Here is a 23190-nt window from a genome sequence, read left to right as displayed (position 1 = left end):
TTTATCTTGTTTGTCTTGCGTATCTTCAGTGTCCTGTTTGTCTAGTTTATACGTGTTTGAATCTAGTTCAGAACCCTCCTCATGTTTATACCATTTATTTTGAAACTGTATTCTATAAATTTTCATTCTATTCTTTTTTCTATGCTTTGGCATTGGAATCCCCTTTCGAAATACTTTATTTTATTCTATTCTATGTAATTTAATAGAGTTTGACTGGACAATAGTTAGACGAGTGTCTTGAATAGGTATTTGTTTTTGATTTGAGTCGAAATATTATATTTTTCGTTATTATATTTTCACGCTTTAAAAAAATTTAGTGTTTTTTTGTTTTAAATACAACTAGACAACTAAACACTAATCTATTTTCATACAGTTATGTGTTAAAAGCGTGTTGTTTTATAACACACTGTGTGTTTTTTGGGTGACACACTGTTTGAAAGCGGTAACACACAAATGAATTGCTCGAAAAAACGCTGATTTTAGGCGTTTTAAAAAGTTGGCACGCTAATTGCATTAATAAATAGCGTAAAGAAAAATAAAAAACATAAATTTTTTATACCACACAAGGGGGATTTATAAATGAATATTTTATTATGTTGTTCAGCAGGGATGTCTACAAGTTTACTAGTTACAAAAATGGAAGCGGCTGCAAAAGCTCGTGGTCTAGAAGGTAAGATTTGGGCTGTATCTGGGGATGCAGTAAAAAACAATATCGATCAAGCAGATGTACTATTATTAGGACCACAAGTTCGTTACATGCTTTCTACAATGAAAACGCTTGCCGACGAGAAAAACGTTGGAGTCGATGTTATTAATCCAATGCACTACGGCATGATGAATGGAGAAGCAGTTTTAGATCACGCATTAACACTTAAAAAATAATTAGGGGGGAAGCGAAATGCAAAAGTTTATTGCATTTATGGAGAAATATATTGTTCCTGTCGCTGGTAAAATCGGATCGCAACGTCACTTAGCTGCGATCCGTGATGGATTTATTGCAGTTATGCCACTTATTTTAGTTGGTGCACTGGCATCACTAATTAATGGTTTTCCATCTGAAACGTTCCAAGATTTCATGAAAGGTTTGTTTGGTGAAACGTGGAAACAAGTTGGCGGTGGAATGTGGACTGGTTCTTTCGCAATTCTAGCACTAATCATAGCATTTACAACAAGTTATAACTTAGCAAAATCTTACGGCGTTGATGGTTTGTCAGCAGGTATTATTTCATTTGGTGCGTTAATTATTCTTACGCCAACAACACCGAAAGAAGGCGGATTGAACTTAGCTTGGACAGGTGCACAAGGGTTATTCGTAGCAATTATCGTGGCACTCCTTGTTACTGAGGTATTCCGTTTCTTTGTACAAAGAAACATTACTTTTAAAATGCCTGATGGAGTACCACCAGCAGTTTTAAGATCTTTCGCAGCTATAGTTCCAGCATTTGTTATCTTAACAGTAGTTGCAGGTATTCAATTAGCAGTGAAATTAGCTGGTACAAGTGTTCATGAATTTATTTTTAATACGATTCAATCACCACTGCAAAGTTTAGCAGGGACATTACCAAGTGCAATTATCATTGTAATCCTTGTTCATCTTCTTTGGTTCTTCGGTTTACATGGGCCAAATATCGTTGGTGGTATTATTGAGCCATTATACTTACCGGCATTAGAGAAAAATATGAATTTATTCAAAGGTGGTACATCTGCATTTGATGTTCCAAATATTATTACAAAACCATTCTTTGATACTTTCGTATACCTTGGTGGTTCTGGTGCGACATTAGCGTTCTTAGTGGTCGTATTACTTGTAGCAAAAAGTGCACAATTACGCGGTGTATCTCGCTTATCAATTGGACCAGGTGCATTCAATATTAACGAACCAGTAATCTTTGGTACACCAATTATTTTAAATCCAATTTTATTCTTACCGTTTATCCTAACACCAATTGTATTAGTAATTACTTCTTATACAGCTATATCTATTGGTTGGGTACCAAAAACGGTTGTGATGATTCCATGGGCAACACCACCAATTATTAGTGGTTATCTTGTAACAGGTGGACATATTTCTGGTGCGATTCTACAGTTATTCAACTTTGTAATTGCAATGGTAATCTATTATCCATTCGTTGTGTTATCTGACCGTTCAGTTGTTCGTACTGAAAAAGCAGCAGCGCAAGGAAATGACAACTCTGTACCTATGTAACATAGAGATTGTTCTCACAGATAACATTATCTGTGAGAACAATTACCTTTATATCATGTTCAAAAAGATGAGACCCATCTACAAGAACACCAAACAATCATTAATAAAATAATAATTTAATAGACATGTTCAAACTGAAGGGGTATTTAAATCGGTTGAACCATAATAGAGAGGGCGGTAATTATGATGACTACAGCAGAACAAATTCCATTCCAATTAATTTTAAATAGTGGTAATGCACGAAGCTTTGCAATGGAGGCACTTCAATTTGCCAAACAGGGGAAAATGGCGGAAGCAGATGAAGCGATGGTAAAGGCGAAAGAAGCGATTAATGAAGCGCATCATTTCCAAACAGAGCTCATACAATCAGAAGCAAGAGGAGAAAAAACAGAGATTAGTGTTCTTTTAATTCACGCACAAGATCATTTAATGAATTCTATTACAGTAAAAGAATTAGCAGCAGAATTTATTGACCTTTATAAAAAGCTAGAAGCGAAAGGGGAATAAAGCATGACTGGAATTAAAATTGCTACAATCGGCGGTGGCTCTAGTTATACACCAGAGTTAATTGAAGGATTTATTAAACGTTATAATGAGCTTCCTGTTCGTGAAATTTGGTTAGTAGATATTGAGGCAGGAAAAGAAAAATTAGAAATCGTTGGTAACTTAGCGAAACGTATGGTGAAAAAATCAGGTTTACCAATTGATATTCATTTAACACTTGATCGCCGTGAGGCATTAAAAGGTGCTGACTTCGTAACAACACAGCTGCGCGTTGGTTTGTTAGAAGCTCGTGCAAAAGATGAAGCAATTCCATTAAAATATGATGTAATCGGTCAGGAAACGAATGGTCCTGGTGGTTTATTTAAGGCGCTGAGAACGATTCCTGTTATTTTAGATATTTGTAAGGACATGGAGGAACTTTGTCCGAATGCATGGTTAATTAACTTTGCGAATCCGGCTGGTATGGTAACAGAAGCTGTCCTTCGTTATACAAACATTCAAAGAGTAGTTGGTCTGTGTAACGTTCCAATCGGAATTCGTATGGGTCTTGCGAGATTACTTGAAGTAGATGCAAGCCGTGTCCATGTTGATTTCGCTGGTTTAAACCATATGGTATACGGATTAGATGTATACTTGGATGGCGTAAGCGTAATGGATCGTGTATTAGAACTTGTAACAGATCCAGAAAAGCAAATTACGATGGAAAACATCGCTGCGCTTAACTGGGAGCCAGATTTCATTCGTGGTCTTCGCGCTATTCCATGTCCATACCATCGTTACTACTATAAAACACGTGAAATGTTAGAAGAAGAGAAAGAAGCTTCGATTGAAAAAGGTACACGTGCAGAAGTAGTAAAACAATTAGAAAATGATTTATTCGAGTTATATAAAGACCCGAATTTAGATATTAAACCACCACAATTAGAAAAACGTGGCGGAGCTTATTATAGTGACGCAGCATGTAGCTTAATTACGTCTATTTATAATAATAAAGGTGATATCCAGCCTGTTAATACACGAAACAACGGAACAATTGCAAGCTTGCCACATGATTCGGCTGTTGAAGTGAACTGTATTATTACGAAAGAAGGTCCAAAACCAATTGCGGTAGGAGACTTACCGGTACCAGTTCGCGGTTTAGTACAGCAAATTAAATCATTTGAGCGCACAACAATTGAAGCTGCTATTACAGGGGATTATCATAAGGCGCTGCTTGCTATGACAATTAATCCACTTGTACCATCAGATAAAGTTGCAAAACAAATTTTAGATGAAATGTTAGAAGCTCATAAAGAACATCTTCCACAATTCTTTAAGAAGATAGAGAAATAAAGCGGCGCTATTTAGCCCGCTTTTTTTAATTCTAGTAGGAGGTATTGCGATGATTAAGCTAATTGTAAATGCAGATGATTTCGGTCTTACAGAAGGTACAAATTACGGAATTATTGATGGACATAAAAACGGGCTTGTAAATTCAACGACGATGATGATGAATATGCCAGGGACAGAGCATGCCGTACGTTTGGTGAAAGAGTATAAAACGTTAGGAGTAGGAGTGCATCTCGTATTAACGGCAGGAGAACCACTTTTAAAGGATGTACCATCACTTGTGAGTAGCGATGGATTGTTTCATAAACAAAGTGTTGTATGGGAAGGAAATATAAATCCAGAAGAGGTAGAAAAAGAATGGACTGCTCAAATTGAGAAGTTTTTGTCTTACGGTTTAATACCAACTCATTTAGATAGTCATCATCACGTGCATGGATTACCACTTTTACACGACGTTCTTGAGAGATTAGCAAGTAAATACAATGTTCCAATTCGTCGTTGTGAGGAAGAGCGAGCGGTGCGCCCATTTTCAGATGTGTTTTACAGTGATTTTTACGCTGACGGTGTAACGGAAGATTATTTTGTGAAGTTAAAGGAAAGAGTGCAGGACGAGCAAACGGTAGAAATTATGGTTCATCCAGCTTATATTGACCCAGAGCTTGTGAAGCGTTCTTCTTACGTAATGGATCGCGTGAAAGAGTTGCGTATTTTAACGGAGAGCAAGTTGCCAGAGGGAATGGAGCTTGTGAAGTTTTAATAGGAAAACGACGGCTGAATAGGGCCGTCGTTTTTTGTGCTTACAAAATGGATAGAACATATCCACTGAAGGCTCCGAGTATAACGATAACCCAAGGTGGTATTTTCCAAAAAGCGAGTAAGCAAAATAGAAGAGAAGCAAAAACGAAATCTACAGAATTCATAATTGTACTCGTCCAAATTGGATCATAAAAAGCTGCAAGTAAAATGCCGACAACGGCTGCGTTTACTCCAAGTAGTGCACCTTGTATGTAAGATACTCTCCTTACACTGTCCCAAAACGGTAAAACGCCAACAACGAGCAGGAAGGCAGGAAGAAAGATAGCGATCGTTGCAATAACTGCTCCGGCGGTTCCATTTAGCACTGCTCCTATATAAGAAGCGAATGTAAATAGTGGCCCTGGCACTGCTTGTGTTAATCCGTATCCAGCTAGAAATTGTTCTTTTGTCATCATCCCGTTTTGTACAAACTCACTTTCAAGAAGAGGAAGTACGACGTGCCCTCCTCCGAATACAAGTGCACCAGAGCGATAGAAGCTGTCAAATAAAGAGATGAAATAAGAGTACGGTCGTAACATTGGTAGCAGTATTAATAGTCCGAAGAATAAGATGAGAAAAGACATGGCTAACATTTTTGAAATAGGTACGTTTATTTTATTTGCTTGGCTAACGGGTTGGTCGCGATATAAAAACCAGCCGATAAAGCCAGATACTATAATGAGAATGACTTGTGTCCAGCTACTTGGCCATAATAGGGCGATTGCGGCAGTTGCAATAGCAATCGTCGCACGATTTCGGTCCGGTGTTAACTTTTGAGCCATTCCCCATATTGCATGAGCGACAATGGCGACTGCTACAAGTTTTAGTCCATGAATCCAGCCAGTACTTGCAAGATCGAACTGATTAAGGAATGAGGCGAAGAAAACCAAAACAAGCACAGACGGTAGAGTGAATCCAATCCATGAAATAATGGCTCCTAATAGTCCACCTCGTAATAATCCAACTCCCATCCCGACTTGGCTGCTAGCAGGGCCAGGAAGGAATTGACATAGCGCTACTAAGTCTCCGTAACTTCGTTCATCCATCCATTTTCTTTTTTGCACGTATTCGTGGTGGAAATAACCAAGATGGGCGACGGGACCACCAAATGAAGTAAGTCCTAATTTAAATGATACGAGAAAAATCTCTATTAATGATTGGAAATGGTAGTTATTATTTTTCAAAATTTCCTCCTAGACTGTTTTTCTAAATGCATTATACAAGAGGGAGTAAAGCAAAAGAAACGATTTTAATGTAAAGATTGTGTGAATCTTTTCTTCGTAATTAAAATTTGAAAAAGTCATAAATGATTATGTCTAAACCATAAAGTAGTAGAAGTAGTGCTGGGAAATTTATATGAGGAGAATGCCCGTATGACAACACATTTCTTTGCTAGGTTAACAGGAAAGAGGGAAGTACCTCCTGTAAATACAGAAGCTTACGGTGTAACAGAGCTCATTTTTAGTGAAGATTTAAAGAAGTTGCAATATCGGGTCATATTAAAAAACATAAAAAAAATCACGTCATGCCAAATTCATTTAGGGAAAGCGAATCAAATTGGTCCAGTTGTTTTAAGTTTGTTTGGTCCGTTAGAGCAAGGAATTAGTGTGAATGAAGGAGTCGTTACTGGTGTAGCTAAAGTGGAAGATTTTGAAGGGCCTTTACAGGGGAGAGCATTTGACAGCTTGTTTCAAGAGATAATGCAAGCAAATGTATATGTAAATGTTTATACGAAATCTAATAAAAAGGGAGAAATAAGGGGGAGAATAAGGGAAGTAAAGAAGTAAGCGAAAAGGCTGTCCAAAAAACATTTTGGAACAGCCTTTTCTATTTATATAGAGTGCTACTATTGTTAATTATTTTCGGTAAATCAATATATTTTAAAAATCGCTAATATAATTTCATTTATTACGTACTTAGGGTACTACTCGAAAATATCGCCTAGTTTAATTCTTTACAGGTTGATTTTTGATGAAGAAGTCCATTACATAAAATACTTCGTCATCTGGTATTTGTATTTCAAATGTATTTTCGATAGATTGCAGTGCTTTTTTCACTTTCATATACATCCAGTACTCATCTTGTCTTCGTCTCTCTTTATCAGGATGAGGGAGGAGACTTTCGCCTTTTTGAAGACGGTCAACCATGCAGCTCATATGCAAAATCACACCCATTAAACTGTCGGGAGTTAGCTGTAAAGAAATCAATTCCTGAATTGTATTTAATGCATAACGAATTGTTTTAATAAGTAATGCCCCATCGTTACGCTGCATTTGTTGTTCAAGAATATCAGCCATTTTCGCATATGTTTCTTCATACGTAATCAATTCTTGAATTGGTTGAATAGCTGTGTAGTTCACAATGTCTTGGAAATGATATGTTAAGCAAGGTACTTGCACATCGAAATTCGTGACGATACAAATGATATTACGCTCTTTTTTTATGTTCTCGATCATTTTCGTTAAATCTTTTTCATGAACGATGCTAATCGGAATAATTTCAATTAAGTCTTTATCAAAGCGTAAATAGTTCTCTAACATTTTTTGAATTGCTAAAGCACTTCCTTCGCCAGTTAAACAAGCTGTTAAAATCACGGATTTCATTGGTGATAGTGGCTTTTTCTTTTCTTCCTGTACGTTTAAATAGAACGGCGTTAAGTTCTTCACTGTTTCGTATAGTGCATCTAGTGAATAGCCAAGCTGAGCTTTTCGAGCTGCTTCTAGTGCGTGTGGTGTACTCGTCATTGAAAGAACACGGACAGGGATTTTGAATTCAGTTTCTAATATATCACCAATATAAGCGAGAGATCCCATATCAACAAGTAAGAGAAGCCCGTTTACATTTTGAAGTGTTTTCATATACACTTTAACACGCTCTAAGAAGTCTTTCGGTGATTCATGCAAGGGCATATCGATACCAGTTACTTCATCGATACCGAGAAGTTCGTTTGCAACGTTTGCCATTTCTGTTGCGATGCCATTACCGTGTGCTAATATTAATACTTTTACTTCTGTTTGTGAGGCAGGAATTGGATCAACAACGAAGAACATTGTTAAAAAGCCAGCTTCATCAATAGGCATTGTTATTTGTAATTCTTCTTCTAATAGCTGAATACATTGCATAGCTACGGAAAAAGCTTCTTTATATTTCGTACGAATTTGATTTAATTGTGGGTGGTGAATTTGCTTCCCGCCGTGCAAACGTTGTAGAGTTGTCTGTACATGTAAACTTAAAGCGAGAAACACTTTTTCATCGAAAGTTTTAGATAAATATTTTTCAGCTAGTTCCGCAATTTTTTCACATACGGAAACGATATTACGATCCACAATTTTAAAAACATTTTCATGACTTGTTTTTTTAGATATTTGGTTAAAGTATTGGACGAAAAAGCTTTGAATATCATTTTCTATTAATAATTCTAATTCTTCCTCTTCAATGCCGCGTGCTTGAAGTTCTTCATATTTATAATCAATATAATCGTAAATAGAAGAGCGACTTCCTTCGGGTTTTATTGTATGTTTACTCCAACCTTCATCACCTGTAAATACAAATGTTTCATTTGGTATTTGATATAGATGACGGCTCTTTCTTTCAATAAATAATCCTTCTTTCATATACCAAGGTAAATCTGTACTTGAAACACAGACAGAATCACGTTTTTTTGTTACGAAATCAGAATAAGCTTTCGCACAGGCAATTTGTACGTCAGTTTTCAATTGGCCGATGTTATTTGGACAATTGTAAAAGACGAAAGCGCGCATTGTATTTGGACTAACATGAATCTCTTTCCTTAGACGAATTACTTCATTTGTGAAAAATAGCTGTAGTAAGGCAAACCGTTCTTTATGTGTTCGCTCACGAAGTGGTGGAAGCGTAACGGTCATCGGAATACGTCTTGTAAATGTTTTTAGTAAAAATGAATTTGGTTCTTCGGTTGTTGCAGTAATAATCAACACTCGTGCCTTACGTTCATTTTCTGTTTCTCCAAGGCGACGGTATACCCCGCGGTCAATAAAGGTGAAAAGCATTTCTTGTCCCTCTGGAGGAAGGCGATGTACTTCATCTAAGAACAGGATTCCTTCATGTGCTTTTTCAATTAATCCTTTTTGATCACTGGCACCTGTGTAAGCTCCTTTTTTTATCCCAAATAACTGTCCAAGTAGTAGTTGTGGATTGTTTGCATAATCAGCACAGTTAAAGACGATAAAAGGTGCATCTTTTGGAAGTTGTTCCACTTCAATTGCGTATTCGTGCATTAAAGAAGCGAACATCGATTTTCCGACACCTGTTTCTCCAAGTAGTAAAGTATGCATACCGTTTGGAGGATAGAGAATAGAAGCTTTTGCTTTTTCAATTGCAATTTTTAGGCTTGTATTTTCAATAGCAAATGTATCTAATGAAGTGCCCTTTTTTGAATGCGTTTCCAATGAAGTGTTCGTTTCTATATAAAAACGGACAGGGCGTGTACTCGTTTTTAATAAACGATTATCTTTCACAAGCTTGTTTAAATCGCTACTAACATTTGCACGGTCTAACTGTAGAAGTGTAGCGAGTTCTGATGCTGTTACACCTTCTGTATAATTCCCTTTTTGTATTGCGTTAAAAATGAGATCTATTCGTTTCATTTCTATTCACCTCGAAACTTCATCACTATTTAAAATTTTACACAAAAATGGGAAGTGTGGGAAGAGAAAAATAAAACAGCTTTAGTACATAGGCACTAAAGCTGTTACAATCTTGTGTCTTTCCAAAAATTCACTTCGAGATGGGAAGATGGATTGTAGGGAAGTAGTTTATATCCTTGTGAGTGCAAATAATCAATTACTTTTGGGAGTATTTGCACTGTGACACTAGAATCATGCATTAAAATAACCTCTACTTGTTCATCGCTTTGATTTCGTACTCTTTCTAGTATTGCGGAAGGATTATCATAGCTTTTCCAGTCATATGTATCAATTGTCCAATCCCACATTTTATACTGGGCGGATACGAGTGCGTCGCGGTAATTCTTTTTTAAGTAAGGCATGCTACCGTATGGGACACGAACGAGATGTGTATTTAAATGTGTAACTTGCTGGACGATGTTTTGGGTTTGCTCCATTTCTGCGATTAAAACAGATGGATCGCCAGTATAAAGACGTTTCACATCATGTGACATACTATGGAGACCGATATAATGTCCATCTTTAATCAATCGCTCCATCGTTTTTTTATAATGTGGCACTTTTCCACCAATAACGAAGAAAGTTGCTTTTCCGTTCTTCTCTTTTAAAATATTTAAAATTTTTGGTGTGTATTTATTTGGTCCGTCATCAAATGTTAAGTACGCAATTTTTGTTGTAGAAGAGGTAGTTTGAGTGCTTTGGTGATCTTCTGCTTGAATGTCTGTAGTTGCTTTTATATTAGATGATGCGTACATAGTAATAGTTAAAAATAAAATTATACATTGAAGTAATCGCTTGATCATAACATTCACCCTCAGTTTGACAATCAAGATGTAAAAATAAAAATTTGATGCTTTTTTCGTTACCTTCGATATACGTATATCTTTCTCCAATAGAGGCACTCTCAAACAATCTATATTTTGGAAATAGGAAATAAGGAATAAAAAACAAAAAAATAGCATCCTCTTCCTTGGAAGAGGATGCTATTTGAATATTTCATAATAGTAAAGGTTATACTACAATTAGTCTTCGCTTTTTTTCACTTTTTTATAGAAGGAAATAATTGGTTTGTAACGTTCGTGTACAAGACCGATTACTTCAGCAATGATTTCTGTAAAGAAGATTAAAATGAAAAGAAGAATAATGGATAACCATAATGTTGCACTACTGAAAATGATTGCATTTACACTAAAGAAAATACCCAATGCGTAAATAATTAGTACCGTTTTACGATGAGAGAATCCCATTGCAAGCAAACGGTGATGTAAATGCGATTTATCAGGTGCTGAAATAGGTTTTTTATTTACGATACGGCGGATAATTGCAAATGTCGTATCAAATATAGGTACACCTAAAATAATGATTGGAACGATAAAACTGAATAACGTTACGCTTTTGTATAATCCAAGTAACGATATAACAGAAATACAGTATCCTAAAAATAGTGCGCCTGTATCTCCCATGAAAATTTTTGCTGGATGGAAGTTGTAGAATAAAAATCCAATTGTACTTGCTAATGTAATCAGTGCTAGAGGTAATATAATAGCTGCTCCAGTACCCCATGGGCTAGTGAAGGCCATATATGCTAGCGTTGCAAGTACGATAGATGAAATCCCTGCGGATAATCCATCTAATCCATCAATTAAGTTGATGGCATTTGTAATACCTACAATCCAAAATACAGTAATTGGATAAGCAAGCCATCCGAGTTCAGTATCTCCAAGGATTGGAATATATAATACTTGCACTAGTAATCCACTTTTTACAATCATGATGGCAACTAATAGTTGTCCACCGAATTTTACCTTCGCAGATAGTTCGTACATATCATCTAAAATCCCGATGATAACAATGATGATAGCACCTAAAGTTATCGATAACATTCTTTGTTCGTACAATCCACCGACAACAAATCCTACGGCTACACCGATGAAAATTGCTAACCCGCCAAGACGAGGCATAATTTTTTGGTGTACTTTACGCGCATTTGGCTTGTCTGTTGCTCCTATTTTAAAAGCTAATTTAATAACTAAAGGAGTAACGACGAGTACAGTGATGAAAGATGCCAAAATGGCATAAATCACTTGTGAGTCCATTAATACCCCACCCTTTATAGTTTAACGTAATTTTTTCAATCGTATTTATCTGAAAATTATGATGTTTATTTACAGGCTCATAACATATGGTATCACAAAAAGATTAGAATTCAATCTTTTTTTCTTTTGGCTGTAAAGGGAGCGAATAGAATATATGACAATTGGATATGGAATGTTGTGTCCTTTGAGAAGGTTGATCTCATCTTGTGGCTTGTAATATGACATTGTACCTCCCTCTCATATAGCGATGACTTTTGTTTCAGTATTATAAGTGTTGCACGTAAAATGAGTAAGTTTCGTGTTAAAATATGGGAATTTACATTTTGTATATATTGCATCATTTAACTTTACAAAATCTTAAAAAATAATAAAAAAACAATTCATATAATAAAGAAGTGAAAGAGTTTTCTCATTCTTAGTGTGAGAGGGGGAAGCACAGGGGGAATTCTGTGTATTCGTATATTTTATTATCTATATTCCCGTGCGAAAGGAAAATGAAAATTACGATAATAGGTACCGGATATGTTGGGTTGATTACGGGAGTAGGATTGGCGAGATTAGGACATTCAGTCACATGTTTTGATATAAATAGTGGGAAAATTGAACGGATTAAACAAGGCGAGTTACCTATTTATGAATGTGGATTAAATGAATTAATAAATGAGGCATACGAAAATAATCATTTAACTTTTACAGCAAGTAAATCAACGGCATTTAATGATGTAGAGTTTATATTCATTGCAGTTGGAACGCCATCTTCATTAGATGGAACAGCAGATTTAACGTATATTCGTAGTGCTTGTGATGATATTGGAACATATGTGAATAACGATATTATTGTTGTTACGAAAAGTACGGTTCCTGTAGGGACAAATGATGTAATGAGAAAATGGATTGAGGAGAAACTACAAGGTAGACATGAATTATATATTGTATCGAATCCAGAATTTTTAAGGGAAGGTTCTGGTATTTATGATTTTTTTCATGGTGATCGTATCGTAATTGGATCATGTAGTGAAGAAGCGGCAAGGAAAGTAGAGAATTTGTACAGCAAATTAAGCTTAGAAGCGTATATTACAGATATTCGAAGTGCTGAGATGATTAAATATGCATCTAATGCTTTTTTAGCTACGAAGATTAGTTTTATTAATGAAATTTCTAATATATGTGAGCAAGTGGGTGCAGATATAGTAGATGTAGCTACAGGGATGGGGATGGATAAGAGAATTGGTGCATCTTTTTTAAACGCAGGCATCGGATATGGAGGATCTTGTTTTCCAAAAGATACGAAAGCGCTTGTGCAAATTGCAGGGAATGTTTCTCATGATTTTCGCTTGTTGAAAGCAGTCATTGAAGTGAATAATAAACAACAGTTGTTGTTAGTTGAAAAAGCGAAGAAAATTATTGATATGAAGAACAAGCAAATTGCGGTTCTTGGTGCAGCATTCAAACCGAATACTGACGATATTAGGGAAGCGCCATCTCTTATTATAATAGAAGAATTAATTAATGTAGGTGCGGACGTGGTTTTATATGACCCGCAAGCTATTCAAAATGTAAGAAGTTTATTTGGAAATACGATACGATACGCTGAGTGTATAGATGAATCGATTAGAGAGGCGCATGCAGTTTTTATCGTAACAGAATGGGAATCAATTCGAAATTATCCGCTAGAAAAGTATGCACAGCTTATGAGGGAACCTATTCTATTTGATGGGAGAAATTGTTATACTAATGAGGATGCCGGGAAGCATGGATTAGATTATTACTCAGTTGGGCGAAAAGGCGTCTGTAATAGTAATGTTTCTCAGGCACGTTAAAAAGTGTATTTTCACATGCATATTTTTATATGCGATAATAGAAGTTTTAACTAGTGAAAGAAAAGAGGCAATGAAATGACTGAACGTTTAAAAGTAATGACAATTTTCGGGACACGACCAGAAGCAATTAAAATGGCACCTCTTGTATTAGAGTTGCAAAAGCACCCAGAAAAGATTGAATCAATTGTGACTGTAACAGCACAACACCGTCAAATGTTAGATCAAGTATTAAATATCTTTGGAATTACGCCAGATTTCGATTTGAATATCATGAAAGATCGTCAAACGTTAATTGATATTACAACACGTGGTTTAGAAGGCTTAGATAAAGTAATGAAAGAAGCGAAGCCTGATATCGTACTTGTGCATGGTGATACAACGACGACATTTATTGCAAGCTTAGCTGCTTTTTATAATCAAATTCCAGTAGGACATGTTGAAGCAGGACTTCGTACATGGGATAAGTATTCTCCATATCCAGAAGAGATGAATCGCCAACTAACAGGTGTAATGGCGGATCTTCATTTCTCACCTACAACAAAATCAGCAACGAACTTACAAAAAGAAAATAAAGATGAGTCACGTATTTTCGTAACAGGAAATACAGCGATCGATGCACTGAAGACAACTGTAAAAGAAACTTATAGCCATTCGGTGTTAGAGAAACTTGGAAATGATCGTCTTGTACTTATGACAGCACACCGTCGTGAAAATTTAGGAGAACCAATGCGCAATATGTTCCGTGCAATTAAGCGTCTTGTTGATAAACACGAAGATGTACAAGTTGTATACCCTGTTCATATGAATCCTGTTGTTCGTGAAATAGCGAATGATATTTTAGGTGAGCATAGCCGCATTCATTTAATTGAGCCGCTAGATGTAATCGATTTCCATAACGTTGCAGCTCGTTCATACTTAATGTTAACTGATTCTGGTGGTGTACAAGAGGAAGCACCATCACTAGGTGTACCAGTTCTTGTCCTTCGTGACACGACGGAACGCCCAGAAGGTATCGAAGCAGGTACGCTGAAATTAGCAGGAACAGATGAAGAGACAATCTTTGGTCTTGCTGATGAGTTGTTATCTGATAAGGAAGCTCATGATAAGATGACGAAAGCATCTAACCCTTACGGCGATGGTCGTGCATCAGAGCGTATTGTAGAAGCGATTTTACAACACTTCAACAAGTAGAGTGAAACTTTAATAAATGGGGTTTGCATCTTCCGTTTATTATTGGCCCACAACAATTGCGGGAAATAAAAAGAGCCAAATCGTATGTGATGCGATTTGGCTCTTTTTTATTGCTGATTCCTCATAATCCATTCTGCATGAGCATTTGTAGAAGGGGGAGGAGGTGGTGGTGTTTTGTTCTCGCTCGTTTCCTTCTTTGGCTTTGCGCTGGAGTTAGAATCAGAATTTGTAGTTGTATTCTCATTTTTTGTAGTTTCTGTTGGGGCTTGTTCTTTTTCCCCTATTTCTTTTAATATCTCGTTACGAGTTGTCTCTAAACTGATTGGGTCTGGAAGAAAATAATAAATACCACCCATCTTTTTATCTTCTCCTTCAAGTTTTAACGTTTGTATTGTAGAAGGATCGAATCCAGAGATTTTATTGTAAAGAGCAAGTCCGTCTGAAATAGGAATATCAGTTTTTATATATTTCCCAACGACCGCAGTTAAATCTTTAATTTTAAATACGGTTGAAGCAGAATTTAGCTTTTGGGCAACAGCCGCCAGTACTTGCCTTTGTCTCGCTGCTCGGCCATAGTCACCGTTAGGATCTTGCTTTCGCATGCGGACGTAAGCGAGTGCTTCTTCGCCATTTAAGTCTTGTTTACCTTTTTTAAATGGAATTAATTTGTAATAATCTATATCGGAGCGCTCCTCGAAATCAAAAGGAACATCAACTGTAATACCTCCAACAGCATCAACGATACCTTTAAAGCCTTGGAAATCAATTTTAATATAATGATCAACAGGAACTTTTAAAAACCCTTCGACAGTGTCAATTGTCATCTTTTCTCCACCGTAAGCATGAGCAGCGTTAATTTTGTCTTCTTTATTTTTGCCAACAATCTTAACACGAGAATCGCGCGGGATACTCATAAGTGAAATCTTTTTTGAGTTTGGATTAACTGTTGCGAACATAAGTGAATCTGTTCGACCGTTTTGACCATCTGTTGCGTAATCTTCAATACCCATAATTAGTATTGTGAAAGGTTTTTTTGTGATTTCCACATCTTCTGTTCGTAATTTAGATTTTTCACGGTTAAATCCACTGTACATCCCCATGAGAGAAGTGTAGGAATTTAACACATAAAGTCCTACGCTACCAAATAAAAATGCGAAAATAAGAAAGAAGAAAAGCTTTCTTCTACGTTTCTTTTTTATTCTGCTATTTTGGAGATGATAATAACGTTCTTCCATATATAATCTCCTTATTCATTTGTAGGGAATTAATTCACTACATTAATCTTTAAAGGCGATAAGTTAGCTATTCTTAGATAAAGTCTTGTTCTAAGTACAACATATCTCCTTCTTTAATTGTACACTTCCCGTTTGTTAATTCAATCATCCAATCTGTGAATGATTGTTTTTTATCCTCTTCTACATACGTGTCAAATGTGACAATTTCTAGATAATGTATATCTTTAATGGCATATTCTGAATTGCGTAATTCATTTTCAGCTTTGCCAAGCAAAGTGTAATCAATTTCTGTTTGCATAACGCGCATTAGTTTTCGTTCAACAACGCCTACGTGGTTAAGACCTTCACTTGTACATTTTCCATATGCGCGAATTAATCCGCCAGCACCAAGTTTAATGCCGCCAAAATAGCGCGTAACGACGACAACAGTATCTTTTAGACCTCGTTTTTTTAATACCTCTAACATAGGTACACCAGCTGTGCCGCTCGGTTCACCGTCATCGTTCGCTTTTTGAATTTGATCTTGTTCGCCGATTAAATATGCGGAACAATTATGTGTTGCATTCCAATGCTGTTTTTTTATTTTTTGTATGAATGCTTGAGCTTCCTCTTCCGTTGTGGCGCGACTCACATAGCAAATGAATCTTGATTTTTGAATGACGATTTCGTGCTCACCGTAGCCTTTGATTGTTAAATATTGTAATAACAATGATATACGCCCCTATCTTTCAAAATAACTAGTACTTTACATTTTAAAAGCGAGCGTTTTTATATTCAAACATTTTTTACAAATATGTTGAAATTTTTGGTGAGTATTTTATCTTTTTGTTGTAATTTGTCGAGCGGGTGATTGTAGTTTCTAACCGGCATTTTTATGTATGGATGCACCTTTTCTAGTTTTCGTGTAAAATTAGGGGATAAAAATTTTTTATAAGGCAGGTACGAAAATGAAAACAGCTATTGTTACCGATAGTACAGCATATATACCGAAGCATATTCGTGATGAACTCAATATATATATGATTCCATTAAACGTTGTGTTTGGAACGGAATCTTATCAAGAAGAGGCTGAAGTTTCAGCAAATGATTTTTATGTAAAAGTACGTGAACAAGAAGATCTTCCGAAAACTTCGCAACCAGCAATTGGAAAGTTTTTAGAGCTATATGAAGAGTTATCTAAAGAATATGATGCAGTTATTAGCATTCACCTTTCCAGTGGAATTAGTGGTACATACCAAACAGCAACGACAGCTGGACAGATGGTAGATGGTATTGATGTATATACGTACGACTCTGAAATTAGTTGTGAAGTACAAGGATTTTACGTGCGTGAAGGGGCGAAATTAGTAAGTGAAGGGAAAGCCCCAGAAGAGATTATCGCTCGCTTTGATGAAATGAAGCAAACGATGGATGCTTATTTTGTAGTGGATGATTTACATCATTTACAACGTGGTGGAAGATTAAATAGCGCGCAAGCTTTCATCGGTAGTTTGTTGCAAGTAAAACCAGTATTATACTTTAGAGATAAGGTAATTATTCCATTCGAAAAAATTCGTACGCGTAAAAAAGCGTTAAAGCGTATCGTTGAAATTTTTGATGAGCAGGCAAATAAAGGTGTGCCTATGGAAGCTGTTATTATTCATGCGAATCGTGAAGAGGAAGCTAATGAATGGAAACAAGAATTAGAAGAGATATACCCTCATGTTACAATTCGTACGAGTTATTTCGGAGCTGTAATTGGGACGCATTTAGGTGAAGGTGCGCTTGGTTTAGGCTGGTATACGAAGTGATAAGGATATAAAAGCTCTCTTACTTGAAGAGGGTTTTTTTACGGATATTTTACGTGGATTTGACAAGTTAATATTTGGAAATGGTAAAATGTACGTAAAATTAAATAATGAGGAAAGTTTTATTACTTACTTTTTACAAGAAACTATCTTATAATAGAAGAGAGGTGAAACATATGGAGCATAATTCTTGTTTATGTCCAAAGTTTGAGTCAGCTTTTACAATGCTTAGTAAGAAATGGACTGGCTTAATTATTAAATCTTTGCTTGAAGAGCCGAAACGTTTCAGAGAAATCGCAGATATTATACCGAATATGAGCGATCGTATGTTGTCAGAACGTTTAAAGGAATTAGAAGGTGAAGGTATTGTAGTTCGTAATGTTTACCCAGAAGTACCAGTTAGAATCGAGTACGGTTTAACTGATAAAGGGAAAGCGTTGGAAAGTGTTATGGATGAGGTCCAAAATTGGGCTGAGAAATGGATGAAGTAACGTTTCTATCTCATTCATATTGGAGTATTTTCAAAACGTAAGGGATTCCCTTACGTTTTTTTCAATTCTATAAAAAACGGCATAAGGCTCTTGAAATTCTACATATATATATACAAATTTAGATATACTTTGCTATAGAGATAAATGTAATGTTACATTTATTTTACAAAACCGTAACATTAGCAAAAAAACTCCCGAATTATGGTATAAATTTTAATAGGTTATATACGGAAAATGAAAAAAGAAAGCGGTGTAAAAAATAAAATGAAAAAGCTAAAAATGGCATCTTGCGCACTAGTTGCAGGGTTAATGTTTTCAGGGCTAACACCAAATGTATTTGCAGAAGATAAAATTTCTGACGTGAAATCACAAATTAACACACAAAATGATACTTTACATAAACAACAACAAGAACGTGATGAATTACAAAAACAAATGAATGACTTAAACAAAACAATCCAAGGTTTGGATAAGTCTGTTCAAGAGAACGCTTCAAAACTTGATGAAACAACAAAAAAAGTTTCTGATACTGAGCAATTAATCGAAAATAAAAATAAAGATATTGCAGAACTACAAACAAAGATTGCAAAACGTGAAGAGTTATTAAGAAAACGTTTAGTTGCACTACAAGAACAACCGAACACGAACGTTGTAACAGAAGTTCTTGTAAACTCTAAAAACATTGCTGATTTAGTTGATCGTTTAAATTCTGTGTCTAAAATTCTTGAGTCTGACGAAGATATCATGAAAACTCAACAAGAAGATCAAACGAACGTGAAAAAAGATGTTGAGACAGTAAAAGAAAAACAAAAAGAATTAAAAGAAGCACAAGCTCAAATTGAAACTGCTAAGAAAGAACTTGCCGTTGAAAAAGAGAAAAAAGCAACAGCAGTAAATGATTTAAGCGGTAAAATGGATACAGTTGTAACTTCAATGACAAGTACGGAAGGTCAATTGAAAGATCTTGAGAAACAAGCGCTACAATTACAACGTATTGCTGAAGAAGAAGCGCAAGCAAAAGCAGCACAAGAAGCTGCTGCTCAAAAACAAGCAGAACAAGCTGCTAAAGAAGCACAAGCTCAACAAGCTGCGCCAGCACAACAAGCTTCACCAGCGCAAGCACCTGCACAGCAAGCTGCACCAGCAAACAATGCTGGACAAGCTAAAAAAGAAGAGCCTAAAAAAGAAGAGCCTAAAAAAGAAGCACCTAAAAAAGAAAAGCCAGCACCAGCACCAGCACCAGCTCCAAATGCGGGTGGCGTAATTGGTAAAGCACAACAATATTTAGGTATGCCTTATGTTTGGGCAAGTGCATCTCCATCAAACGGTGGTTTTGACTGTAGTGGATTCATTTCTTACATCTTTGGTGTAGGACGTCAAGATGTTAATGGATATTGGAATTCAGTTTCTAAAGTAAGTAGCCCACAGCCTGGAGATTTAGTGTTCTTCCAAAACACTTATAAAAATGGTCCGTCTCACATCGGTATTTATGTTGGGAATGGACAAATGATTCATGCGAGTGATAAAGGGATTGCGTACGGTGATATTAACAGTTCGTACAACCAAAAACATTTCTTAGGATACGGTAGATTCTAGGATTTATAATTGAATAAAAAACGTGTATAAAGTCGATAGCTTACTATTTTATAAGTAGGTTATCGGCTTTTTTGAGTTTTTACGAGATAAAGAGAAGGCTTTATAGTAGTGCTGGAGGTGGTTATTGATGATGTTAGCTGGTAGACAGTTATTGTTAGAAGAACTTTCTTCAGATTTGCAGGATAAATTGGAGCATTTGAAAAAGAATCGAGACGTCGTTTGTGTACAAGGGGTAATTAAGAAATCTTCAAAATATATGTGCCAACGCTGCGGAAATATAGAACAGCGACTATTTGCATCATTTCTATGTAAAAGGTGCAATAAAGTATGTACGTATTGCCGGAAGTGCATAACGATGGGCAGGGTAAGTGAATGTGCTGTACTTGTTCGCGGGATTGCTGAAATAAGCGGAGAAAATTATTTGAATCCGTTACAGTGGGAAGGTGTTTTGTCTGCTGGTCAGGAGTTAGCTGCGCAAAGTGTCGTTGACGCTGTTAAGCAGAAAGAATCATTTTTTATTTGGGCGGTGTGCGGGGCTGGAAAAACAGAAATGTTGTTTCGCGGAATTGCAGAAGCACTACAAAAGGGAGAGAGAGTTTGTATTGCAACGCCGAGAACGGACGTTGTACTTGAATTAGCACCAAGGTTACAAGAAGTGTTTCCAAATATAAATGTAGCTGCTTTATACGGAGGGAGTTTAGATCGAGAAAAAGATGCGGCGTTAATCGTTGCAACTACACATCAATTGTTACGTTATTATAGGGCGTTCCATGTCATGATTGTAGATGAGATAGATGCTTTTCCGTATCATGCAGATAAGATGTTGCATTATGCAGTACACGAAGCGATGAAAGAGGAGGCAGCACGTATTTATTTAACTGCAACTCCAGATGAAAAGTGGAAGCGTAAATTGCGGAATGGTAAGCAAAAAGGGGTTATTATTTCAGGACGTTATCATCGTCATCCATTGCCAGTCCCGATATTTCGGTGGTGCGGAAATTGGAAAAAGGGTCTTATGCGTAAAAAAATTCCTCGTGCTTTATTACAATGGTTAAAGATGTACTTATCTAAACGATACCCCATTTTTCTATTTGTTCCTCATGTGCGATATGTAGAAGAAATTAGTCAGTTATTAAAATCATTAAACAATCAAATTGACGGTGTGCATGCAGAAGATCCGGCGAGAAAAGAGAAGGTAGCAGCTTTCAGAAAGGGAGAAATCCCTTTATTAGTTACAACGACAATTTTGGAACGAGGAGTAACTGTGAAAAATTTACAAGTGGCAGTTTTAGGAGCTGAGGAAGAAATATTTTCAGAAAGTGCTCTCGTTCAAATTGCAGGGCGTGCTGGCAGAAGCTCTGATGAACCGCATGGAGATGTCATCTATTTTCATTATGGAAAGACAGAGGCGATGGTGCGTGCGAAAAAACATATTCAAAGTATGAATAAGAATGCTAAAGAACAAGGATTGATAGATTGATGCATTGTCTACTTTGTGATGAGTATATTTCATATGCGATTAGTTGGTACACTTTTTTTGTTAAGCTTCATAAAAAGTATATATGTGATAGATGTGAACAAAAACTTTCCTATATTATAGGTGATATTTGCAAGGAGTGTGGCCGACCGTTAGAACTTGTACCAGCTGAATATAAAAACGGGGATATTTGCATGGACTGCATAAGGTGGACGAACGAGCAGAGGTTTCCGCCGCTCATAAATCGTTCGTTGTATGTGTATGATGAAGGGATGAAAGAAATATTAGCACAGTTTAAATTTCGAGGAGATGCTGAATTAGTGCATATTTTTCATCAGCCTTTTCGAAGTCTTTTTCAAAAATATTTTGCGAATGTTTCAGTTGCCATTCCGGTCCCTCTTAGTGAAGAGCGGGAATACGAGCGTGGTTTTAATCAAGCGGAGTTACTAGCTTCTTGTTTGCCTATCAAAATGTTTTGTACATCATTAAGAAGAATAGAAACAGAAAAACAAAGTAAGAAGAAACGTAAAGAAAGGATATCGGGGGGTAATCCTTTTTATTTTCAGGGAGAAGAGATGTTTCATGAACAACATGTTTTAATCGTGGATGATGTGTATACGACAGGAATTACTGTTAGGCAAATTGGAAGCCTTTTGTATGATCGAGGAGCGAGGGAAGTTTCTTGTTTGACGCTTTGTAGAGGTTAATATGTGAATGTCGAAAGGAATAATAAAAAGACGACAGCTCTTCTTTGACTTACAGTCTTGTCATTCGTTATAGTCAAAATATGGGGCGGATGCCCTGATTTTAAGAGTGAAGGGAATGGAATGAACATGCAAGGACGAGTAAAGTGGTTCAATGCAGAAAAGGGATTTGGGTTTATTGAGCGTGAAGATGGTGATGATGTGTTTGTTCATTTTTCTGCTATTCAACAAGAGGGGTATAAGTCGTTAGAAGAAGGTCAACAAGTGGAGTTTGATATTGTTGATGGAGCACGTGGACCACAAGCGGCTAATGTTGTGAAACTGTAAAAATTAAGTTTTTGGAAAAGATAGAGCTGTATTTTTAGCAGCATTATATAGATGGTGAAAGCTCTTGCTCGTACCAAGGGCTTTTTTGTTGCGGAAAAGTTGTCGAAAAGTTGTTTCTTTTCTGTAACCAATTGTCCACAGTTATATTCGTTATTCACGATGTTAATAGGATAAAATAAAGATAGAAACGATGCATCTTTTCATTTCAACAAAAAACGATAAAAAAATCGCAATTCCACTAATTTTTTTAAAAAAGTTAGAAGGAGTTTTTAAGCCAATGTCGAAATTATAGTACATAGGCTTGAAAGGAGGAATTCATCTATGAAATTCAACATTCGTGGTGAAAATATTGAAGTAACTCCAGCATTAGGGGAATATGTAGAAAAAAAACTAAGTAAATTAGAGCGTTATTTTGATACATTCCCAGAGATTAAAGTTAATTTAAAGGTATACTCTGACAAGCAACGTATCGAGGTGACAATTCCATTTACAGATTTATTACTTCGTGCAGAAGAAACAAATAGCGATATGTACGCTGCGATTGATTTAGTAGTTGATAAAATTGAGCGACAAATTCGTAAACATAAAACAAAAGTAAACCGTAAATTACGTGAAAAGGGTTCTGTGAAAACTAACTTTATCCTTCCAGAAGCAGTAGCTGTTCTGGATGCGGTAGAAGAGGATGAATTAGAACTTGTACGTACAAAACGATTCGATTTAAAACCGATGGACGTTGAAGAAGCGATCTTACAAATGGATATGCTAGGACATAGTTTCTTCGTCTTCACAAATGCTGATACAAATGAAACTAATGTTGTATATGGCCGTAAAGACGGGAAATATGGTTTAATCGAAACTAAATAATAATTCGAAAGCGCAGCCGAATGAGGCTGCGCTTTTTTTATCCCGCTATTTGTGGGCAGTAAAACTCCCACCTCAAAATTTGGCCGGAGCAAAGAAGTTAGGTG

At 36.3% G+C, this 23190-nt stretch carries 21 protein-coding genes and 1 pseudogene; 15 read left to right on the top strand and 7 right to left on the bottom strand.

Translation table 11 applies throughout. The annotated features are described in order from the left end of the window. A pseudogene (locus V7038_RS14340) lies at window positions 1-153 on the bottom strand (polyamine aminopropyltransferase); the annotation flags it as partial. A 426-nt stretch (window positions 154-579) separates the two neighbouring features. Between V7038_RS14340 and V7038_RS14335 the strand changes: the two are divergent. From V7038_RS14335 to chbG, 5 genes are all read left to right on the top strand, one after another. Continuing rightward, complete coding sequence (locus V7038_RS14335; protein WP_001023565.1) at window positions 580-882, top strand: PTS sugar transporter subunit IIB; 303 nt, start codon at window positions 580-582, stop codon at window positions 880-882. A 16-nt stretch (window positions 883-898) separates the two neighbouring features. Next, a complete protein-coding gene (gene celB, locus V7038_RS14330; protein WP_335470603.1) occupies window positions 899-2206 on the top strand; it encodes a PTS cellobiose transporter subunit IIC in 1308 nt (435 codons plus the stop codon). A gap of 183 nt (window positions 2207-2389) precedes the next feature. After that, window positions 2390-2713: a PTS lactose/cellobiose transporter subunit IIA gene (locus V7038_RS14325; protein ID WP_000989054.1), complete on the top strand. Its 324-nt coding sequence runs from the start codon at window positions 2390-2392 to the stop codon at window positions 2711-2713. 3 nt (window positions 2714-2716) lie between these two features. Then, complete coding sequence (gene celF, locus V7038_RS14320; RefSeq protein ID WP_070168173.1) at window positions 2717-4042, top strand: 6-phospho-beta-glucosidase; 1326 nt, start codon at window positions 2717-2719, stop codon at window positions 4040-4042. Window positions 4043-4091: 49 nt separating this feature from the next. After that, entirely contained in the window at window positions 4092-4796 is a 705-nt protein-coding gene (chbG, locus tag V7038_RS14315) for a chitin disaccharide deacetylase (RefSeq protein WP_335470600.1), read from the top strand. A 40-nt stretch (window positions 4797-4836) separates the two neighbouring features. Here chbG and V7038_RS14310 read toward each other — a convergent pair whose 3' ends face one another. Further along, on the bottom strand, window positions 4837-6018 hold the full coding sequence (locus V7038_RS14310) for a chromate transporter (RefSeq protein ID WP_002112893.1): 1182 nt from the start codon (window positions 6016-6018) through the stop codon (window positions 4837-4839). A 189-nt stretch (window positions 6019-6207) separates the two neighbouring features. On the opposite strand from V7038_RS14310, the gene exsM reads away from it, so the two are divergent. After that, window positions 6208-6621 carry an exosporium regulatory protein ExsM gene (gene exsM / locus V7038_RS14305; protein WP_002112891.1) on the top strand — a complete coding sequence of 138 codons (414 nt, stop codon included), beginning with the start codon at window positions 6208-6210 and terminating at the stop codon, window positions 6619-6621. Between the two features lie 159 nt (window positions 6622-6780). Here the strand turns inward: exsM and V7038_RS14300 are convergent, their stop codons facing one another. The 3 genes from V7038_RS14300 to V7038_RS14290 form a co-directional block, all read right to left on the bottom strand. Next, window positions 6781-9459 carry a sigma 54-interacting transcriptional regulator gene (locus V7038_RS14300; RefSeq protein ID WP_335470598.1) on the bottom strand — a complete coding sequence of 893 codons (2679 nt, stop codon included), beginning with the start codon at window positions 9457-9459 and terminating at the stop codon, window positions 6781-6783. 104 nt (window positions 9460-9563) lie between these two features. Continuing rightward, window positions 9564-10301, bottom strand: coding sequence for a polysaccharide deacetylase family protein (locus V7038_RS14295; protein ID WP_002112889.1), 738 nt, complete (start codon window positions 10299-10301; stop codon window positions 9564-9566). A gap of 219 nt (window positions 10302-10520) precedes the next feature. Beyond that, complete coding sequence (locus V7038_RS14290; RefSeq protein WP_002112888.1) at window positions 10521-11594, bottom strand: glycosyltransferase family 4 protein; 1074 nt, start codon at window positions 11592-11594, stop codon at window positions 10521-10523. Window positions 11595-12043: 449 nt separating this feature from the next. On the opposite strand from V7038_RS14290, the gene V7038_RS14285 reads away from it, so the two are divergent. Together V7038_RS14285 and wecB are read left to right on the top strand one after the other, a co-directional pair. Further along, entirely contained in the window at window positions 12044-13414 is a 1371-nt protein-coding gene (locus V7038_RS14285; RefSeq protein ID WP_335470596.1) for a UDP-glucose dehydrogenase family protein, read from the top strand. Window positions 13415-13489: 75 nt separating this feature from the next. After that, a complete protein-coding gene (gene wecB, locus V7038_RS14280) occupies window positions 13490-14605 on the top strand; it encodes a non-hydrolyzing UDP-N-acetylglucosamine 2-epimerase (RefSeq protein WP_002112886.1) in 1116 nt (371 codons plus the stop codon). 107 nt (window positions 14606-14712) lie between these two features. Here wecB and V7038_RS14275 read toward each other — a convergent pair whose 3' ends face one another. Together V7038_RS14275 and V7038_RS14270 are read right to left on the bottom strand one after the other, a co-directional pair. Next, on the bottom strand, window positions 14713-15840 hold the full coding sequence (locus V7038_RS14275; protein WP_070140117.1) for an LCP family protein: 1128 nt from the start codon (window positions 15838-15840) through the stop codon (window positions 14713-14715). Between the two features lie 73 nt (window positions 15841-15913). Then, window positions 15914-16549 carry a YigZ family protein gene (locus V7038_RS14270; RefSeq protein WP_335470593.1) on the bottom strand — a complete coding sequence of 212 codons (636 nt, stop codon included), beginning with the start codon at window positions 16547-16549 and terminating at the stop codon, window positions 15914-15916. Window positions 16550-16787: 238 nt separating this feature from the next. On the opposite strand from V7038_RS14270, the gene V7038_RS14265 reads away from it, so the two are divergent. From V7038_RS14265 to hpf, 7 genes are all read left to right on the top strand, one after another. Continuing rightward, complete coding sequence (locus tag V7038_RS14265) at window positions 16788-17630, top strand: DegV family protein (protein ID WP_002112883.1); 843 nt, start codon at window positions 16788-16790, stop codon at window positions 17628-17630. 173 nt (window positions 17631-17803) lie between these two features. Next, on the top strand, window positions 17804-18118 hold the full coding sequence (locus tag V7038_RS14260) for a winged helix-turn-helix transcriptional regulator (RefSeq protein ID WP_002112882.1): 315 nt from the start codon (window positions 17804-17806) through the stop codon (window positions 18116-18118). Between the two features lie 234 nt (window positions 18119-18352). Beyond that, window positions 18353-19714, top strand: a complete 1362-nt coding sequence (locus V7038_RS14255; protein WP_335470590.1) for a C40 family peptidase — start codon at window positions 18353-18355, stop codon at window positions 19712-19714. Between the two features lie 130 nt (window positions 19715-19844). Continuing rightward, window positions 19845-21194: an ATP-dependent helicase ComFA gene (gene comFA, locus V7038_RS14250; protein ID WP_335470611.1), complete on the top strand. Its 1350-nt coding sequence runs from the start codon at window positions 19845-19847 to the stop codon at window positions 21192-21194. Next, window positions 21194-21898 (top strand): ComF family protein, encoded by a 705-nt coding sequence (locus V7038_RS14245; RefSeq protein WP_070140114.1) that lies wholly within the window; start codon window positions 21194-21196, stop codon window positions 21896-21898. Before comFA ends, V7038_RS14245 begins: the two co-directional genes overlap by 1 nt. A gap of 126 nt (window positions 21899-22024) precedes the next feature. Beyond that, the gene (gene cspC / locus V7038_RS14240) at window positions 22025-22222 is read left to right on the top strand and encodes a cold shock protein CspC (protein ID WP_033710669.1); all 198 of its coding nucleotides are present in this window, start codon (window positions 22025-22027) and stop codon (window positions 22220-22222) included. Window positions 22223-22543: 321 nt separating this feature from the next. After that, a complete protein-coding gene (gene hpf / locus V7038_RS14235) occupies window positions 22544-23086 on the top strand; it encodes a ribosome hibernation-promoting factor, HPF/YfiA family (RefSeq protein WP_002159874.1) in 543 nt (180 codons plus the stop codon). Window positions 23087-23190 lie beyond the last annotated feature (104 nt).

Source organism: Bacillus sp. JJ783, from assembly GCF_036963225.1.
GTDB lineage: Bacteria > Bacillota > Bacilli > Bacillales > Bacillaceae_G > Bacillus_A > Bacillus_A cereus_U.
This window is presented reverse-complemented; position numbering and strand designations above follow the sequence as displayed.

Coding starts and splice junctions, on each gene's coding strand:
- wecB (WP_002112886.1), top strand. CDS start 13,490: ATGACTGAACGTTTAAAAGTAATGACAATTTTCGGGACACGACCAGAA.
- celB (WP_335470603.1), top strand. CDS start 899: ATGCAAAAGTTTATTGCATTTATGGAGAAATATATTGTTCCTGTCGCT.
- hpf (WP_002159874.1), top strand. CDS start 22,544: ATGAAATTCAACATTCGTGGTGAAAATATTGAAGTAACTCCAGCATTA.
- cspC (WP_033710669.1), top strand. CDS start 22,025: ATGCAAGGACGAGTAAAGTGGTTCAATGCAGAAAAGGGATTTGGGTTT.
- V7038_RS14245 (WP_070140114.1), top strand. CDS start 21,194: ATGCATTGTCTACTTTGTGATGAGTATATTTCATATGCGATTAGTTGG.
- V7038_RS14265 (WP_002112883.1), top strand. CDS start 16,788: ATGAAAACAGCTATTGTTACCGATAGTACAGCATATATACCGAAGCAT.
- comFA (WP_335470611.1), top strand. CDS start 19,845: ATGTTAGCTGGTAGACAGTTATTGTTAGAAGAACTTTCTTCAGATTTG.
- chbG (WP_335470600.1), top strand. CDS start 4,092: ATGATTAAGCTAATTGTAAATGCAGATGATTTCGGTCTTACAGAAGGT.
- exsM (WP_002112891.1), top strand. CDS start 6,208: ATGACAACACATTTCTTTGCTAGGTTAACAGGAAAGAGGGAAGTACCT.
- V7038_RS14335 (WP_001023565.1), top strand. CDS start 580: ATGAATATTTTATTATGTTGTTCAGCAGGGATGTCTACAAGTTTACTA.
- V7038_RS14255 (WP_335470590.1), top strand. CDS start 18,353: ATGAAAAAAGAAAGCGGTGTAAAAAATAAAATGAAAAAGCTAAAAATG.
- V7038_RS14325 (WP_000989054.1), top strand. CDS start 2,390: ATGATGACTACAGCAGAACAAATTCCATTCCAATTAATTTTAAATAGT.
- celF (WP_070168173.1), top strand. CDS start 2,717: ATGACTGGAATTAAAATTGCTACAATCGGCGGTGGCTCTAGTTATACA.
- V7038_RS14300 (WP_335470598.1), bottom strand. CDS start 9,459: ATGAAACGAATAGATCTCATTTTTAACGCAATACAAAAAGGGAATTAT.
- V7038_RS14290 (WP_002112888.1), bottom strand. CDS start 11,594: ATGGACTCACAAGTGATTTATGCCATTTTGGCATCTTTCATCACTGTA.
- V7038_RS14295 (WP_002112889.1), bottom strand. CDS start 10,301: ATGATCAAGCGATTACTTCAATGTATAATTTTATTTTTAACTATTACT.
- V7038_RS14260 (WP_002112882.1), top strand. CDS start 17,804: ATGGAGCATAATTCTTGTTTATGTCCAAAGTTTGAGTCAGCTTTTACA.
- V7038_RS14275 (WP_070140117.1), bottom strand. CDS start 15,840: ATGGAAGAACGTTATTATCATCTCCAAAATAGCAGAATAAAAAAGAAA.